General features: G+C 62.9%; 13 protein-coding genes. 3 read left to right on the top strand and 10 right to left on the bottom strand.

Annotation, left to right across the window (positions count from 1 at the left end; all coding sequences use genetic code 11):
- Positions 1 to 153 precede the first annotated feature (153 nt).
- A complete protein-coding gene (gene fabA / locus BLR92_RS17070; RefSeq protein WP_089730488.1) occupies positions 154 to 669 on the top strand; it encodes a 3-hydroxyacyl-[acyl-carrier-protein] dehydratase FabA in 516 nt (171 codons plus the stop codon).
- Positions 670 to 682: 13 nt separating this feature from the next.
- Positions 683 to 1897 carry a beta-ketoacyl-ACP synthase I gene (gene fabB / locus BLR92_RS17075; protein ID WP_089730489.1) on the top strand — a complete coding sequence of 405 codons (1215 nt, stop codon included), beginning with the start codon at positions 683 to 685 and terminating at the stop codon, positions 1895 to 1897.
- A 98-nt stretch (positions 1898 to 1995) separates the two neighbouring features.
- Here fabB and BLR92_RS17080 read toward each other — a convergent pair whose 3' ends face one another.
- Both BLR92_RS17080 and BLR92_RS17085 read right to left on the bottom strand, forming a co-directional pair.
- Complete coding sequence (locus tag BLR92_RS17080) at positions 1996 to 2754, bottom strand: lysophospholipid acyltransferase family protein (protein ID WP_089730490.1); 759 nt, start codon at positions 2752 to 2754, stop codon at positions 1996 to 1998.
- Complete coding sequence (locus BLR92_RS17085) at positions 2751 to 3623, bottom strand: sugar nucleotide-binding protein (RefSeq protein WP_089730491.1); 873 nt, start codon at positions 3621 to 3623, stop codon at positions 2751 to 2753. The genes BLR92_RS17080 and BLR92_RS17085 overlap by 4 nt, the downstream gene beginning before the upstream one ends.
- Before the next feature lie 189 nt (positions 3624 to 3812).
- On the opposite strand from BLR92_RS17085, the gene BLR92_RS17090 reads away from it, so the two are divergent.
- Positions 3813 to 4673 carry an SMP-30/gluconolactonase/LRE family protein gene (locus BLR92_RS17090; RefSeq protein ID WP_089730492.1) on the top strand — a complete coding sequence of 287 codons (861 nt, stop codon included), beginning with the start codon at positions 3813 to 3815 and terminating at the stop codon, positions 4671 to 4673.
- 43 nt (positions 4674 to 4716) lie between these two features.
- Here the strand turns inward: BLR92_RS17090 and BLR92_RS17095 are convergent, their stop codons facing one another.
- From BLR92_RS17095 to BLR92_RS17130, 8 genes are all read right to left on the bottom strand, one after another.
- Complete coding sequence (locus BLR92_RS17095) at positions 4717 to 5334, bottom strand: TPM domain-containing protein (protein WP_089730493.1); 618 nt, start codon at positions 5332 to 5334, stop codon at positions 4717 to 4719.
- Between the two features lie 27 nt (positions 5335 to 5361).
- Entirely contained in the window at positions 5362 to 6138 is a 777-nt protein-coding gene (locus tag BLR92_RS17100; protein ID WP_175488843.1) for a TPM domain-containing protein, read from the bottom strand.
- Positions 6138 to 6755: a LemA family protein gene (locus tag BLR92_RS17105; RefSeq protein WP_089730494.1), complete on the bottom strand. Its 618-nt coding sequence runs from the start codon at positions 6753 to 6755 to the stop codon at positions 6138 to 6140. The genes BLR92_RS17100 and BLR92_RS17105 overlap by 1 nt, the downstream gene beginning before the upstream one ends.
- Positions 6756 to 6865: 110 nt before the next feature.
- Entirely contained in the window at positions 6866 to 7687 is an 822-nt protein-coding gene (locus BLR92_RS17110; RefSeq protein ID WP_089730495.1) for a peptidylprolyl isomerase, read from the bottom strand.
- Positions 7688 to 7730: 43 nt separating this feature from the next.
- Positions 7731 to 8408 (bottom strand): respiratory nitrate reductase subunit gamma, encoded by a 678-nt coding sequence (gene narI, locus BLR92_RS17115; protein WP_089730558.1) that lies wholly within the window; start codon positions 8406 to 8408, stop codon positions 7731 to 7733.
- Positions 8409 to 8436: 28 nt separating this feature from the next.
- Complete coding sequence (gene narJ, locus BLR92_RS17120) at positions 8437 to 9216, bottom strand: nitrate reductase molybdenum cofactor assembly chaperone (protein ID WP_089730496.1); 780 nt, start codon at positions 9214 to 9216, stop codon at positions 8437 to 8439.
- Positions 9209 to 10765 carry a nitrate reductase subunit beta gene (gene narH, locus BLR92_RS17125; RefSeq protein ID WP_089730497.1) on the bottom strand — a complete coding sequence of 519 codons (1557 nt, stop codon included), beginning with the start codon at positions 10763 to 10765 and terminating at the stop codon, positions 9209 to 9211. The genes narJ and narH overlap by 8 nt, the downstream gene beginning before the upstream one ends.
- Positions 10762 to 14514 (bottom strand): nitrate reductase subunit alpha, encoded by a 3753-nt coding sequence (locus BLR92_RS17130; RefSeq protein ID WP_089730498.1) that lies wholly within the window; start codon positions 14512 to 14514, stop codon positions 10762 to 10764. Before BLR92_RS17130 ends, narH begins: the two co-directional genes overlap by 4 nt.
- Positions 14515 to 14585 lie beyond the last annotated feature (71 nt).

Consider the following 14585-nt stretch of genomic DNA (forward strand, 5'->3'; position numbering starts at 1 on the left):
CGGCGCAAGTCGAAGCGGCACAATCGCCGGCGTTGCATTGCACGCATCAACCGTCCACGCTTGACGCGACGTGCATTCACCACGTGCTGCCAGTAGACTAGGCGCGTCTGCGCAGGCGCATGACACTATAATTCCGACTCTTGGAACGACCCAGTGACCAAGCAACATTCCTTTAGTTACGAAGAGCTGCTGGCATGCAGCCAAGGTGAACTGTTCGGCCCTGGCAACGCCCAGTTGCCGGCACCCAATATGCTGATGCTCGACCGCGTCACTCGCATCGGCGAGGAAGGCGGCAAGTACGGCAAGGGTGAACTGATTGCCGAACTGGATATCCACCCCGACCTGTGGTTCTTCGACTGCCACTTTCCCGGCGACCCGGTCATGCCAGGCTGCCTGGGGCTGGACGCCATGTGGCAACTGGTAGGCTTTCATCTGGGCTGGCTCGGCCATCCGGGGCGCGGACGCGCACTAGGTTGCGGCGAGGTCAAGTTCTCCGGCCAGATACTGCCCAATGCCGGCAAGGTCACCTACCATATTCATATGAAGCGGGTGATCACTCGACGACTGATCCTGGGCATCGCCGACGGTACGTTGTCGGTCGATGGCCGCGAGATCTACCAGGCCAATGACCTGCGTGTCGGCCTGTTCACTTCTACCGCGAATTTCTGATCAGGAGGCTTCCATGCGACGAGTGGTAGTCACCGGCCTGGGCATCGTGTCCTGCCTGGGCAATGACCAGCATCAAGTCTTGGACGCACTCAAGACCGGGCGCTCGGGCATCCGCTTCAAGGAAGACTATGCCGAGCGTGGCTTCCGCAGCCAGGTTGCCGGCGTGGTCGATATCGACCTCGATGGGCTGATCGACCGCAAGCTACGCCGCTTCATGGGCGATGCGGCGGCCTATGCCTATGTCAGCATGGCTCAGGCGATCGAGGATGCCGGCCTTGCCCCCGAACAGGTCTCCAACGAACGCACCGGGTTGATCGCCGGTTCCGGCGGTGCCTCCAGCGCCAACCAGGTCGAGGCCGCCGACGTGCTGCGCGAGAAAGGGCTGCGCCGCGTGGGCCCCTACCGCGTCACCCGCACCATGGGCAGCACGGTCTCCGCCTGCCTGGCCACGCCGTTCAAGATCAAGGGCATCAACTATTCGATCTCCTCGGCCTGCGCCACCTCCGCGCACTGTATCGGCAGCGCCATGGAGCAGATTCAGCTCGGTAAGCAGGACGTGGTGTTCGCCGGTGGCGGTGAAGAGGAGCACTGGACGCTGTCGTGCCTGTTCGATGCCATGGGTGCGCTATCCACCGGCTACAACGACACGCCCGACAAGGCCTCGCGAGCGTACGACAAGGCCCGAGACGGCTTCGTCATCGCCGGCGGTGGCGGTATGCTGGTGCTCGAAGAACTCGAACACGCCAAGGCGCGCGGCGCGAAGATTTATGCCGAACTCGTCGGCTACGGCGCGACCTCCGATGGCTACGACATGGTTGCGCCTTCCGGCGAAGGCGCAGCGCGCTGCATGCGTCAGGCGCTGGCCACGGTCGACGGCGATATCGATTACATCAATACCCACGGCACCTCCACGCCAGTCGGCGACGTCGCCGAGCTCAGGGCGGTGCGCGAGGTGTTCGGCGACAGCACGCCGGCGATGAGTTCGACCAAGTCGCTGACCGGTCACTCGCTGGGCGCGACCGGGGTGCAGGAAGCCATCTACTCGTTGCTGATGCTGGAGCATGGCTTTATCGCCGCCTCGGCCAATGTCGATGCACTCGACGATCAGGCCGAGGGCTTCGATATCGTCACCCAGCGCCGCGACGCTGCAATCGAGCTTGTGCTCTCCAACAGCTTCGGCTTCGGCGGCACCAACGCCTGCCTGGTGCTGCAACGCTGGCACGACTGATGCCGCCGAGCGGTTAATGCCATGCTAATGCTTAAGGGCGCTCAGACGATCTCGGGCGCCCTTTTGTTTCGACCCCAGAAGGGATCACAAAAGTAGCTCTAGGCGGGAAGATTGTTCGCCGGGGCACCTGCCCGCGCCGGCCGCGGCACCTCGCAGATCGTCTCGAGCTGCGTCTCGATCCAGTTCTCGACCTCGACCAGCACCTCTTCCGGAGTGCGCCCCTGGGTGGCGATCGGCTCGCCGACGACCACCGACAGTCGCCCGGGATTCTTGATCCAGTGCCGACCCGGCCAGCGTTCACCGGCATTGTGCGCCACCGGCAACACCGGCACACCGGCGCGGCAGGCGATCACCGCGCCACTCTTGTTATAGCGGCGCCGCTGGCCCAGCTCGACCCGCGTGCCCTCGGGGAAGATCAATACCGAAAGCCCTTCCTTGAGGCGCTGGGGACCCTGAGTCAGCACCTGCTTCATGGCCCGCGAGGGTCGCGAACGATCCAGCGCGATGGGGTGCAGCAGGCGCAGCGCCCAACCGAACAGCGGCAGACGCAGCAGTTCCTGCTTGAGCACCGTGCACACCGGCGGCTTGAGCACCTGCAGGAACAGCGTCTCCCATTCGCACTGGTGATTGGCCAGAATCACCACCGGCCCTTCGGGTACATGCTCGCGGCCACGCACCTCGTAGCGCACGCCACAGGTCAGCGAAAACCAGACGACAATGAAATGGTTGTAGAGATTGAGCAACCGATAGCGCCCCCGCAACGGCAGCAACGGCGTCACCGGCAGACACAACAGGCCGAACACCAGAATGCCGAAGAAGTAGCCGAAATAGAAGATCGCACTGCGCAGTGCCTTCATGCCTCCTCCTCGACCTGGTAGGCCTGGCACCAGGTATCCAGCATGCGTCCTAGTTCGAGCCGCCAGGGTTTCTGATGCACGCCGAATGCCTCCAGCACGCGCCGGCAGTTGAGTACCCGGCGCAGCGGTTGGTCATGGTGGTGATTGAGCGCCTTGAGATCGCCCAGTTCGGCCCGCTTGCCGAGCCCTTCGAGGCGTGTGGCCAATTGGGTGCGCACCACCGAGGCGAAGGTATAGGGGCTGACCGGCTCGGTACCGGCCAAGTGGTAGGCGCCCCAGGCGTTGGCGCCGCAGCCTTGCTGTTGAAGCATGCCGATCAGCGCCAGCGCCGCGGCATCCGCCGAGGTCGGGCAGAAGATGATGTCCTCGGCGGCGCGCACCTCCTGCCCGCTCTGGAGCGATTCGAGCAACTCGGTCAGCCAGGCGTCGGCGCCGGCCAGCGCGAACAGCGGCCCCAAACGCACGATCAGGTGGCGCGGGTACCGCTCACGAATGAGGTTGCCGGTAACGATCAACCGGCGCAGGCTCTCGTCACGCGGCGCGGGGACCACGTGCTCGTCGATAGGCGTCTCGGCGCCGTCCTCGTAGAGCTGGTCGGAAACGCACCAGATCAGCGGCACCTCCGAATGTTGGCAGTGTTCCAGACACGCCTCGACCGCCTCGGCATGCGCGGTGACCGCGGCCGGGTCGGCGCTGATCGGCTGCGCCAAGGGTGGGATCACCAGGGCATCGGGCGCCACATCCTCGAGCTGGCCGGACGCCAGCGATAACCCCTCTACGATGACCAACTCGGTGTCACCGCGCAGGTTGGCTTCACGGGCCAACGCCAGACTAAGACAATGTCCGGCATCCATAATCAACAACTTCACGGCGTTTGCATCCCTCGAATTCGTCTTTGAGCGTGTCGGCGGCAATGCCACGACACCCAAAGGGGTTCATACTTAAGCATTTCGGCTTGCCGCTGTCATCTCGGCGGTGATCACCCCGGCAGCATTTTCATTGCGGCAAGGTTGCGGCACCATGCACGACTGGCAACTCGTCAATCACCGGGACATCTCATGACCGATACCATCCGCCGTGTATGGACCGGCCGCGCCCAACTCGGCGAAGGTCCGCTGTGGTCCGCCGACCATCAGGCACTGCTGTTCGTCGATATCCTGGGCAGCCGTCTGCTGGCCCACTTCCCCGCCAACGGCGAGACGCTCGAGTGGCCACTGGACGAAGCCTGCTGCTGGCTGGCCCCGCACGCCGACGGAGGCTTCGTCGCCGGGCTGCGCTCGCGGCTGGTGCGGCTGCAATTCGATGATAATGGCCCGCGCATTACCGCCACCCTCGCCGAGCCGGTCGCCGATGCCGTGGACCATCGCCTCAACGATGGCAAGGCCGACACCCACGGTCGGCTGTGGTTCGGCACCATGCAAGATGCCGAAAGCGAGGCAACAGGCATCTTCTATCGCTTCGACGAGCGTGGCCTGGTCGCCATGGATCGCCACTACACGGTAACCAATGGCCCGGCGATCGATGCCACCGGCAGCACGCTCTACCACACCGATAGCCCGGCGCGTACGATCTATGCCTTCGATCTATCGCCTGGCGGCGAGTTGAGCAACAAGCGCGAGCATGTGCATTTCGGCGAACGCGACGGCTGCCCCGATGGCATGACCGTCGATGCCGAGGGCGGGCTATGGGTCGCCCACTGGGACGGTGGGCGGGTCAGCCGCTTTTTGCCCGACGGCAGCCTGGATCGCGAGATTCGCCTGCCGGTGTCGCGCATCACCTGCTGCACCTTCGGCGATGACGATCTATCCACGCTGTATATTACCACCGCCGCGGTGGGCCGCGACGACGAAGAACAGGCCGGCGGGCTGTTTGCCGTGAGGCCCGGCGTGAAGGGCCTGCCGGCCTGCCGCTACCGCTAGCCGAGCCTGTCCCGATCCAGGGACGACTGCCCAGCGCGACCGGTCAGGGAAGAATCACCAGATGGTTAGGCAACTCGTTGCGCTCATGCGTCGCGGGTATCTCTCGTTTGAGATGCTGGCCACACGACTCGATACATTCCAGGAAACCTTGCAGGGTCTGGCCCTGGCGGACGTGTTGGGTGAAGGATTTAACGATCTCTTGCCAGGTATCGTTATCCAGTCGGCTGGAAATCCCCTGGTCGACCAGTATTTCCACATAGCGCTCGGCTTCAGATACGAAGATCAGCATGCCAGTGCCGCCAGCGGTGTGATGCAGGTCCTGCTCGAGAAACTGACGCCGTGCCAGATTCGATGCCCGCCAATAGCGCACGCTGCTTGGAATGAGGCGTGTGGTGATCGCAGGAATACGAAATATCAGACCCAGCACGATGAAGGTGGCCCACTGGACCAGCAACAAGACATGCGGCTCCAACCAGCCCGGGAAATAATTGATCGCACCGGGCACCACTAGGGCGATGATACTGGCCCAGAGTAAGGGGATATATGCGTAATCGTCGGCTTTGGCGGCGAGTACCGTAACCAGCTCGGCTTCGGTCTCGCGCTCGACCCGGCTGATCGCCTCGGCGACTTGGCGCTGCTCACTTTCGCTCAGTAAAGCCATGGGGTATCTGTACTCGTTGAAATTGTTTTACCAGCCACCGGATGCACCGCCGCCGCCGAAGCCACCACCGCCACCACCGAAGCCGCCCCCGCCGAAGCCACCGCCTCCACCACCGCCGCGTCCACCGAGGGCCGCGCCCAGCAGTACCGCGCCAAGCAGCCCGGAGCGGCCGCCTCTTCTACCGCCGCGACCTCGGCCCCCGCCACGCACCAGCATCGTGACGACGAGAAGCAGTACGAAGAAGAAGATCGACATCGGGCCTCTGGCGGGCTCGTCGGCTTGGCGACTGCCGCCGACGGCTGCCTGTTGGAGCGGATCGCCACCCAGCACCTGAACCATCGCCTGTGCCCCGCGAGTGATTCCACCAGCGAAATCGCCCTGCTTGAACGCCGGCACGATAATCTGGCTGATAATCACCGAGGACTGCGCATCGGTCAGGCGACCCTCCAGGCCATAGCCAACTTCGATACGAATCGCCCGCTCTTCCTCGGCAACGATCAGTAGCGCGCCATTGTCTTCGCCCTTCTGGCCGATGCCCCAGTGGCGTCCCAATTGATAACCGAACTGCTCGATGGGGTAGCCCTGTAGATTCGGCAACGTGACGACCACCACCTGCTCGGTGGTGGCCTGTTCATGGGCTTTAAGCATCGCGGTCAGTTGCGCTTCGACCGAGGCATCGAGCATCTCGGCCCGATCGACGACCCGGCCGCTCAGCTCGGGAAAATCGGGCTGCTGCTGAGCCTGCACGCCCAACGCGCAAGCCCACAGCAGTAAAATGACGGGGAAACGCAGCAGGCGAGCCATCAGAACTCCACCTGGGGGGCTTGCTCGGCATCGGCCGCGGTCGCCTCGAAGTTCTCGCGCAGCTCCATTTCGCTGTACAGCAGGCTATGCCAGATACGCCCCGGGAAGGTACGAATCTCGGTATTGTACCGTTCGACCGCTTGAATGAAGTCGCGCCGGGCGACCGCGATGCGGTTCTCGGTGCCCTCGAGCTGAGACTGCAGCGCGAGGAAGTTCTTGTTTGATTTCAGCTCGGGATAACGTTCGGAAACCGCCATCAAGCGGCTCAGTGCGCCCGAGAGCTGCCCCTGAACCTGCTGGAACTGGCGCAGTTTCTGTGGATCGTCGAGAATGCTCTCGTCGACCTGGATGGACGTCGCCTTGGCGCGCGCCTCCACCACGGCGGTCAATGTCTCTTGTTCCTGTTTGGCGAATCCCTTGACGGTTTTGACCAGATTGGGAATCAGATCGGCGCGCCGCTGATACTGGTTTTCCACCTGCGCCCAGGCCGACTTGACCTGTTCATCATACGTGGGCAGGTTGTTGACGCCACAGCCCGTGAGTAATAACAGCGTGAACAGCACGATGATCGATTGCCAGGCGACCCGGTAGGCAGTTGCCCCTTGCTTCGCTTGCATGGTCCGTCGTTTCCTCGTTGGATAACCGATTGTCCGCGACCAAGGTACACGGTGGGTGCCCAAGCGAGAAGGATTACCTGTCCAACGCGTCAGGAAACGCTCATCGGTTATTATTGCATCAGCGCTCCGGCGCTATCGTCATCCAGGGCAATGCCCTCAACACCGATATCCTCTTGCAACGCCAACAAGTAGTGGCGCAGCGCGCGACGCGTAGCCTGCTCGCGCAGGGTATGGCGAACACGCTCGGCGACCTGCTCGAAGGCCAATGCTTGCCCCTCGACGCGCTCGTCGATGCTCACCACATGCCAGCCATAGCGTGAGGCCAGCGGACGCTCGTGCAGGCCGCAGGGGAGGTGCTGCAAGGCACGATCCAGTTCACCGACCGTCTGACCCGGCACGAGCCAGCCCAGCTCGCCACCCTCATCCCGGGATGGGCAGGCGGAATGGCGCTGGGCAAGCTCGCTAAAGCGTTCGGGGATTTCTTCGAGCTGCTTGAGCAGCTTCTGGCCGAGCCGATATCCGGCATCCCGCGCCGGGGCGTCATCCGGTGCTGCCGGGAGCAGGATATGGCGCACTCGCATCTGGGTGGGCTCGGAAAAACGCTGGCGATGGCTCTCGAAGAAGCGCCAGCAGGCCGCCTCATCGGGTTCCGGCACGTCGAGCTCATGCTCGAGCAGTTCGGCGATGAGCCGATCGCTCTCGACTCCACGCTCATCGATGCCCGCCGTCAGCCCCAGCATCTCGGCACGCTGATATAGCAATTCACGCACCACCAACGCACGCGCCGCCAATAGCTGGGCCTCGTCGACCGAGCCGGCTGGGTGGTACTGCATTTCCTCGGCGACGGCCTGCTCGTCGATGGCCACTTCGCCGACCCGAATGGGCGGGGGAGCCGCGCCCCCTGGCAGTTGCTCGACATCGATCACCTGCATGACACTCTCCTCAATGATAAAACTGCGCGCGAGAAGGCCCGTTTCAGCCGCGCCGGCGCACGATCTGGTAACGCCGGCCGAAGTAACCCAGCGGTACGCTCCACACGTGTACCAGGCGAGTGAACGGGAATATCAGCACGATGGTCAAGCCAACCAGAATGTGTAGCTTGTAGATCCAGCCAACGCCCTGCAGATGAGCGGCGGCGTCACCCTGGAAATACACGACCGACTGCGCCCAACTGCCAAGCATCAGCATGACGCCGCCATCCAGGTGGCCAAGCGCGGGAATGATGGTCAAGAGCCCCAGGGTGACCTGCACCACGAACAGCGCCAGAATCAGGTTATCGGCGGTCCGCGAGGAGGCCCGCACGCGCGGGTTGGTCAATCGACGGTGCAACAGAATCGCCCCGCCCGCCAGGCACATCACCCCGGCGATGCCACCAACGATGATCGCCACCACCTGCTTGGCGCCGGCACTGATGAAGGGGGCATAGACCCAATGCGGGGTCAGCAGCCCCACCAAGTGGCCGAAGAAGATCACCAGGATACCGATATGAAACAGGTTGCTACCCAAGCGCAATTGGCGCTTGGAAAGCAACTGGCTCGAGCCCGTCTTCCAGGTGTATTGGCCATGGTCGAAGCGCAGCAGGCTGCCGATCAGGAAGACACTGCCCGCAAGGTAGGGGTACAGCCCGAACAACAGCCCATTCAGATAACCCATGAAAGCGCCCATGATGACATGCCTCCCATCAGCTTCTCACGCCAGCAGAAGGTGGAGTGACGATGCGCACCGCCTCGCTGGATGTAGTTTGTTTGCGCTCGGCGAGACGCCGGCCCTCGGCGGACTGCATCGCGCAGTCCTGATCGGAATCGGCGGAAAAGCGCACGGCCTCCTCTTCCCAGACGGCGTCCAACGCTTGCGGGGTGTGATCGGGTGCCTCTTCGGCAACCTGTAGCCGGTGGGCCTCGACATCGGCTTCGGCGCCGATCAGTGCCAGCAATGCCAACGGCACCAGGGCATGCTCGGCACCACGCTCCTCCAGGCGGGCGGCCAGCAGCGCCAGGATATGCCGGATCTCCCCCAGCCAGCGGCCGATATCGACCTCGCCGCGAGTCGACAGGTATTCGAGGAACAACGGCAGGTGATCCGGCAGCTCGCGGGCATCCAGCTCGAAGCCGGCGGCGCGGTATTCGGCCAGCAGGTCGATCATCGCCTGGCCACGCTCGCGCGATTCGCCATGCACATGCTCGAACAGCAACAGTGACGTCGAACGCCCCTTGTCGAACAGGCCGACATACTCGGCTTGCAAGTCGAGCAGCGCGGTAGCGGCCAGACGCCGGCACCAGTCGCGCAGCCTGCCGCGCAGCGGCGCCGATAGGCGCGGCTCCGCATCGATGATCTCGATCAGCTCGCCGCTCGCCTGCTGTAGCTCCGGGGTCGGATAATCCAGCAGCCGCGCCAGTACCCGCAGGCTGCGCATTCCCTGTACCACCTCGTCCTGTTCGACTTGCTCTGCTGGATCAGACATCGCGCGCATCCTCGACGGGGTCATAGGTTTCTACTGGCTTGACCAGGGTGGTGTTCTGCTTGTTGCCGCCAAACAGGCTGGACTCGCTATCGCCGCCATGACAGCCGTTACCGAAGGTAAAACCGCAGCCGCCGCGCTCGGGGAACGCCTCGCGGGCCTGCTCGCGATGGCTGGTGGGTATCACGAAGCGGTCTTCGTAGTTGGCGATCGCCAGATAACGGTACATCTGCTCGACCTGGGCCACGCTCAGGCCAACCTCATCGAGCACACTAGCATCGGGGTTGCCTTCCACATGCTTGCCGCGCATGTACACACGCATCGCCATCAAGCGCTTGAGCGCCAGTACCACCGGTTCTTCTTCACCTGCGGTGAGCATGTTGGCGAGATAACGCACCGGAATACGCAGCGACTCGATCTTCGGCAGCACGCCGTCGTACTCGACATGCCCGGCCTCGGCGGCGGACTGGATCGGCGACAGCGGCGGCACGTACCAGACCATCGGCAGTGTGCGGTATTCGGGGTGCAGCGGCAGCGCCAGTTGCCAGTCGATAGCCAGCTTGTAGACCGGCGAGGCCTGGGCGGCCTGGATCACGTTATCCGGCACCCCGTCCTTACGCGCCTGGGCGATGATTTCCGGGTCGTGCGGGTCGAGGAATATCTCGCACTGGCGATGGTAGAGATCGCGCTCGTCCGGTGAAGCGGCAACCTCCTCGATACGATCGGCATCGTAGAGCAGTACGCCGAGGTAGCGAATGCGCCCCACGCAGGTCTCGGAGCAAACGGTGGGCTGCCCCACCTCGATACGCGGATAGCAGAAGATACACTTCTCGGATTTGCCGCTCTTCCAGTTGTAGTAGATCTTCTTGTACGGGCAGCCCGAGATGCACATCCGCCAACCACGGCACTTGTCCTGGTCGATCAGCACGATGCCATCTTCCTCGCGCTTGTAGATCGCCCCGCTCGGGCACGACGCCACGCAGGTCGGATTCAGGCAGTGCTCGCATAGCCTGGGCAGGTACATCATGAAGGTGTTTTCGAACTGGCCGTAGATATCGGCCTGGATCCGCTCGAAGTTACTGTCCTTGCGGCGCTTGGCGAACTCGGTGCCGAGGATTTCCTCCCAGTTGGGGCCCCATTCGATCTTGTTCATGCGCTGGCCGGAGATCAGCGAACGCGGTCGCGCCACCGGCTGGTGCTCGCTGGGTTTGGCACTATGCAGATGCTGGTAATCGAAAGTGAACGGTTCGTAGTAGTCGTCGATTTCCGGCAGGTCGGGATTGGCGAAGATGTTCGCCAGCACGCGCCACTTGCCACCGATGCGCGGCTCGATCTTGCCATCCTTGCGGCGCAGCCAACCGCCCTTCCATTTCTTCTGGTTCTCCCACTCTTTGGGATAACCGATACCCGGCTTGGTCTCGACATTATTGAACCAGGCGTATTCCATACCTTCACGACTGGTCCAGACGTTCTTGCAGGTCACCGAGCAGGTATGACAGCCGATGCACTTGTCGAGGTTGAGGACCATGCCGACTTGCGAGCGAATCTTCATTTCACGGCCTCCTGGACGGTGTCGTTACCTTCGCCATCCAACCAATCGATGTTGTGCATCTTGCGTACGATGACGAACTCGTCGCGATTGGAGCCCACCGTGCCGTAGTAGTTGAAGCCGTAGGCAAGCTGCGCGTAACCGCCGATCATGTGCGTCGGCTTGGGGCAGACACGGGTCACCGAGTTATGGATCCCGCCCCGTGTACCGGTAATTTCCGAGCCGGGGACGTTCACGATGCGTTCCTGGGCGTGGTACATCATCACCATGCCGGTCTTGACCCGCTGGCTGACCACCGCGCGGGCGGCGATCGCGCCGTTGGCGTTGTACAGCTCGATCCAATCGTTATCCTCGATGCCGATCGAGCGCGCATCGTCCTCGGACAACCAGACAATCGGCCCACCCCGCGATAGCGTCTGCATCAGCAGGTTGTCGCTGTAGGTGGAGTGGATCCCCCACTTCTGGTGCGGCGTCAGGAAGTTCAGCGCGATCTCGGGATTGCCGTTGCTACTCGGCGCCTTGAGGCTGGTGGCTGCCTTGGTATTGATCGGCGGGCGATAGACCAGCAGGCTCTCGCCGAAGGCACGCATCCAGGCGTGGTCCTGGTAAAGCTGCTGACGCCCGCTCAGGGTGCGCCAGGGGATCAACTCGTGGACGTTGGTGTAACAGGCATTGTAGGAGACGTGCTCGTCCTCGAGCCCCGACCAGGTGGGGCTGGAGATGATCTTGCGCGGCTGGGCGACGATATCGCGGAAGCGGATCTTCTCCTCTTGCTTGGGCCGCGCCAGATGGGTGTGATCGCGCCCGGTGATCTTCGACAGTGCCCCCCAGGCCTTGACCGCTACCTGGCCGTTGGTTTCCGGTGCCAGCGTCAGGATCATCTCAGCGGCGTCGATGGCGGTATCGATCCGCGGACGCCCCTTGGCCGCGCCATCCGGCTTGACGTAATTGAGCCTACCCAGCAACTCGACCTCGGACTGGGTATCCCAATTGATACCCTTGCCACCGTTACCCAGGCTATCCAGTAGCGGCCCCACCGAGGTGAAACGCTCGTAGGTGTCGGGATAGTTGCGCTTGACCTCTATCAGGTTGGGCATGGTCTTGCCGGGAATCGGCTCGCATTCGCCACGCTTCCAATCCAGCACATCGGGCTGAGACAGCTCACCAGGCGAGTCATGCTGCAGCGGCAGTGTGACCAGGTCAGTTTCCTCGCCGAGATGGCCGACACACACCCGCGAGAAAGCCTTGGCGATGCCCTTGTAGATCTCCCAGTCGCTGCGCGATTCCCAGGCGGGATCGGTGGCCGCGGTCAGCGGATGGATAAACGGATGCATATCCGAGGTGTTGAGATCGTCCTTCTCGTACCAGGTCGCGGTGGGCAGCACGATATCCGAATACAAGCAGGTGGTGGACATGCGGAAATCCAGCGTCACCAGCAGGTCGACCTTGCCCTCCGGCGCCTCGTCGCGCCAGACCACTTCCTCGGGCAGCGTGGCGCCCGTATCACCCAGGTTCTTGCCCTGGATGCCGTGTTTGGTACCCAGCAGGTACTTGAGCATGTATTCATGGCCCTTGCCCGAGCTGCCGAGCAGGTTGGAGCGCCAGATAAACAGGTTGTGCGGGAAGTTCTGCGGGTCATCCGGATCCTCGGCGGCGAAACGCAACTTGCCGCTCTTGAGCTGCTCGACCACGTAGTCGGCGGTGCTCTTGCCGTCGGCCTCGGCGGCGGCGGCCAGGCGCAATGGGTTGGTATCGAGCTGTGGCGCCGAGGGCAGCCAGCCCATGCGCTCGGCGCGCACGTTGAAGTCGATCAGGCTGCCCTTGAAGTCCTCGGGGCGCGCCAGCGGTGAGAGCAACTCCTTGATCTCGAGCTTCTCGTAGCGCCACTGGCTCGAATGGTTATAGAAGAACGAGGTACCGTTCATGTGGCGTGGCGGGCGCTGCCAATCGAGGCCGAAGGCCAGCGGTGTCCAGCCAGTCTGCGGGCGTAGCTTCTCCTGACCCACATAGTGCGACCAACCGCCACCGCTCTGGCCGACACAACCGCACATGACCAGCATGTTGATCAGGCCACGGTAGTTCATGTCCATGTGGTACCAGTGGTTCATGCCGGCACCGACGATGATCATCGAGCGACCGCGCGTCTTGTCGGCATTGTCGGCGAACTCACGCGCCAGTCGAGTCACCTGCGCAGCAGGCACCCCGGTGATCGCCTCCTGCCAGGCCGGAGTATAGGGGCGCACCTGATCGTAGGTCGTGGCGCCATCGTCCTCGCTCTCGCCCACCAAACCCCGATCGATGCCGTAGTTGGCGCACATCAGGTCAAACACGGTGACCGCCAGCACCTCGCGGCCGGAGGCTAATGTCAGGCGCTTGCTGGGCAGGTTGTGATAGAGCACATCGTTGCCGGCCACATGCTTGAAATGCTCGCGTTCGATCCCCCCGAAATACGGAAAGGCAACTCTGGCAACACTGTCATGCCTTTCGATCAGCGACAGGCTCAGTGAGACGTCGTTACCATCGGCATCCACCGGCTCGAGATTCCAATGTCCATCCTCGCCCCAGCGGAAGCCGATCGAGCCGCGCGGAACCACCAGACGATCGCTGGTTTCGTCCCATGCCAGAGTCTTCCATTGAGGGTTGTTGGCCTGGCCGAGGTTGGCAGCGAAGTCGCTGGCACGTAGCTGTTTGCCCGGTGCGTAACTGCCATCCTCGCGCGCTTCGAGTTCGACCAGCATCGGCATATCGGTATAGCGGCGTACATAATCGGTGAAATAGGCGCTGGGCTTGTCGAGATGAAACTCCTTGAGGATGACGTGGCCCATGGCCATCGCCAGCGCGGCATCGGTGCCCTGTTGAGGGCTCAACCATTCATCGCAGAGCTTGGAGACTTCGGCGTAATCCGGGGTGATGGCGACGGTCTTGGTGCCCTTGTAGCGCACCTCGGTGAAGAAGTGCGCGTCCGGCGTGCGCGTCTGCGGTACGTTGGAGCCCCAGGCGATGATATAGCCGCTGTTGTACCAGTCGGCGGACTCGGGCACGTCGGTCTGTTCGCCCCAGGTCTGTGGGCTGGCCGGTGGCAGGTCGCAATACCAGTCGTAGAAGGACAGGCAGACACCGCCGATCAACGACAGGTAGCGCGCCCCTGACGCGTAGGAGACCATCGACATGGCGGGGATCGGCGAGAACCCGACGACACGGTCCGGGCCGTACTGCTTGGCGGTGTAGACATTGGAGGCGGCGATCAGCGTCTGTATCTCGTCCCAGTCGGCACGCACGAAGCCACCCATGCCTCGGGCGCGCTTGTACTCGGCGCTTCTGGCCGGATCCTCGACGATCGAGGCCCAGGCATCCACCGGGTCGCCATGCTCGGCCAGCGCCTCGCGCCACAGCTTGACCAGCGCCTTGCGCACCAGCGGGTATTTGAGGCGGTTGGCGCTGTATAGATACCAGGAGTAGCTGGCCCCACGCGGGCAGCCGCGCGGCTCGTGGTTGGGCAGATCAGGGCGGGTGCGCGGGTAATCGGTCTGCTGGGTTTCCCAGGTGACCAGTCCATTCTTGACGTAGATCTTCCAACTACACGAGCCGGTACAGTTGACCCCGTGCGTCGAGCGCACGACCTTGTCGTGTTGCCAACGCTGACGGTAGCCATCCTCCCATTGACGAGTCTCGTCGCGGGTTTCGCCGTGCCCCCCGGCGAATTCAGGAGGCTTACGGGTCAGGTATTTCAGACGATCAATGAAATGACTCATGGACTTCTCCCGATCGGCGCACAAGCTAGGCGCCAAGATACCATCCACGTCTAGACGCAATATTGACGAGG

Origin of the sequence: Modicisalibacter muralis (assembly GCF_900102945.1) — a bacterium.
Lineage (GTDB): Bacteria > Pseudomonadota > Gammaproteobacteria > Pseudomonadales > Halomonadaceae > Modicisalibacter > Modicisalibacter muralis.

Coding starts and splice junctions, on each gene's coding strand:
- narJ (WP_089730496.1), bottom strand. CDS start 9,216: ATGTCTGATCCAGCAGAGCAAGTCGAACAGGACGAGGTGGTACAGGGA.
- BLR92_RS17100 (WP_175488843.1), bottom strand. CDS start 6,138: ATGGCTCGCCTGCTGCGTTTCCCCGTCATTTTACTGCTGTGGGCTTGC.
- BLR92_RS17105 (WP_089730494.1), bottom strand. CDS start 6,755: ATGCAAGCGAAGCAAGGGGCAACTGCCTACCGGGTCGCCTGGCAATCG.
- narH (WP_089730497.1), bottom strand. CDS start 10,765: ATGAAGATTCGCTCGCAAGTCGGCATGGTCCTCAACCTCGACAAGTGC.
- BLR92_RS17080 (WP_089730490.1), bottom strand. CDS start 2,754: ATGAAGGCACTGCGCAGTGCGATCTTCTATTTCGGCTACTTCTTCGGC.
- narI (WP_089730558.1), bottom strand. CDS start 8,408: ATGGGTTATCTGAATGGGCTGTTGTTCGGGCTGTACCCCTACCTTGCG.
- BLR92_RS17090 (WP_089730492.1), top strand. CDS start 3,813: ATGACCGATACCATCCGCCGTGTATGGACCGGCCGCGCCCAACTCGGC.
- BLR92_RS17130 (WP_089730498.1), bottom strand. CDS start 14,514: ATGAGTCATTTCATTGATCGTCTGAAATACCTGACCCGTAAGCCTCCT.
- BLR92_RS17110 (WP_089730495.1), bottom strand. CDS start 7,687: ATGCAGGTGATCGATGTCGAGCAACTGCCAGGGGGCGCGGCTCCCCCG.
- BLR92_RS17095 (WP_089730493.1), bottom strand. CDS start 5,334: ATGGCTTTACTGAGCGAAAGTGAGCAGCGCCAAGTCGCCGAGGCGATC.
- fabB (WP_089730489.1), top strand. CDS start 683: ATGCGACGAGTGGTAGTCACCGGCCTGGGCATCGTGTCCTGCCTGGGC.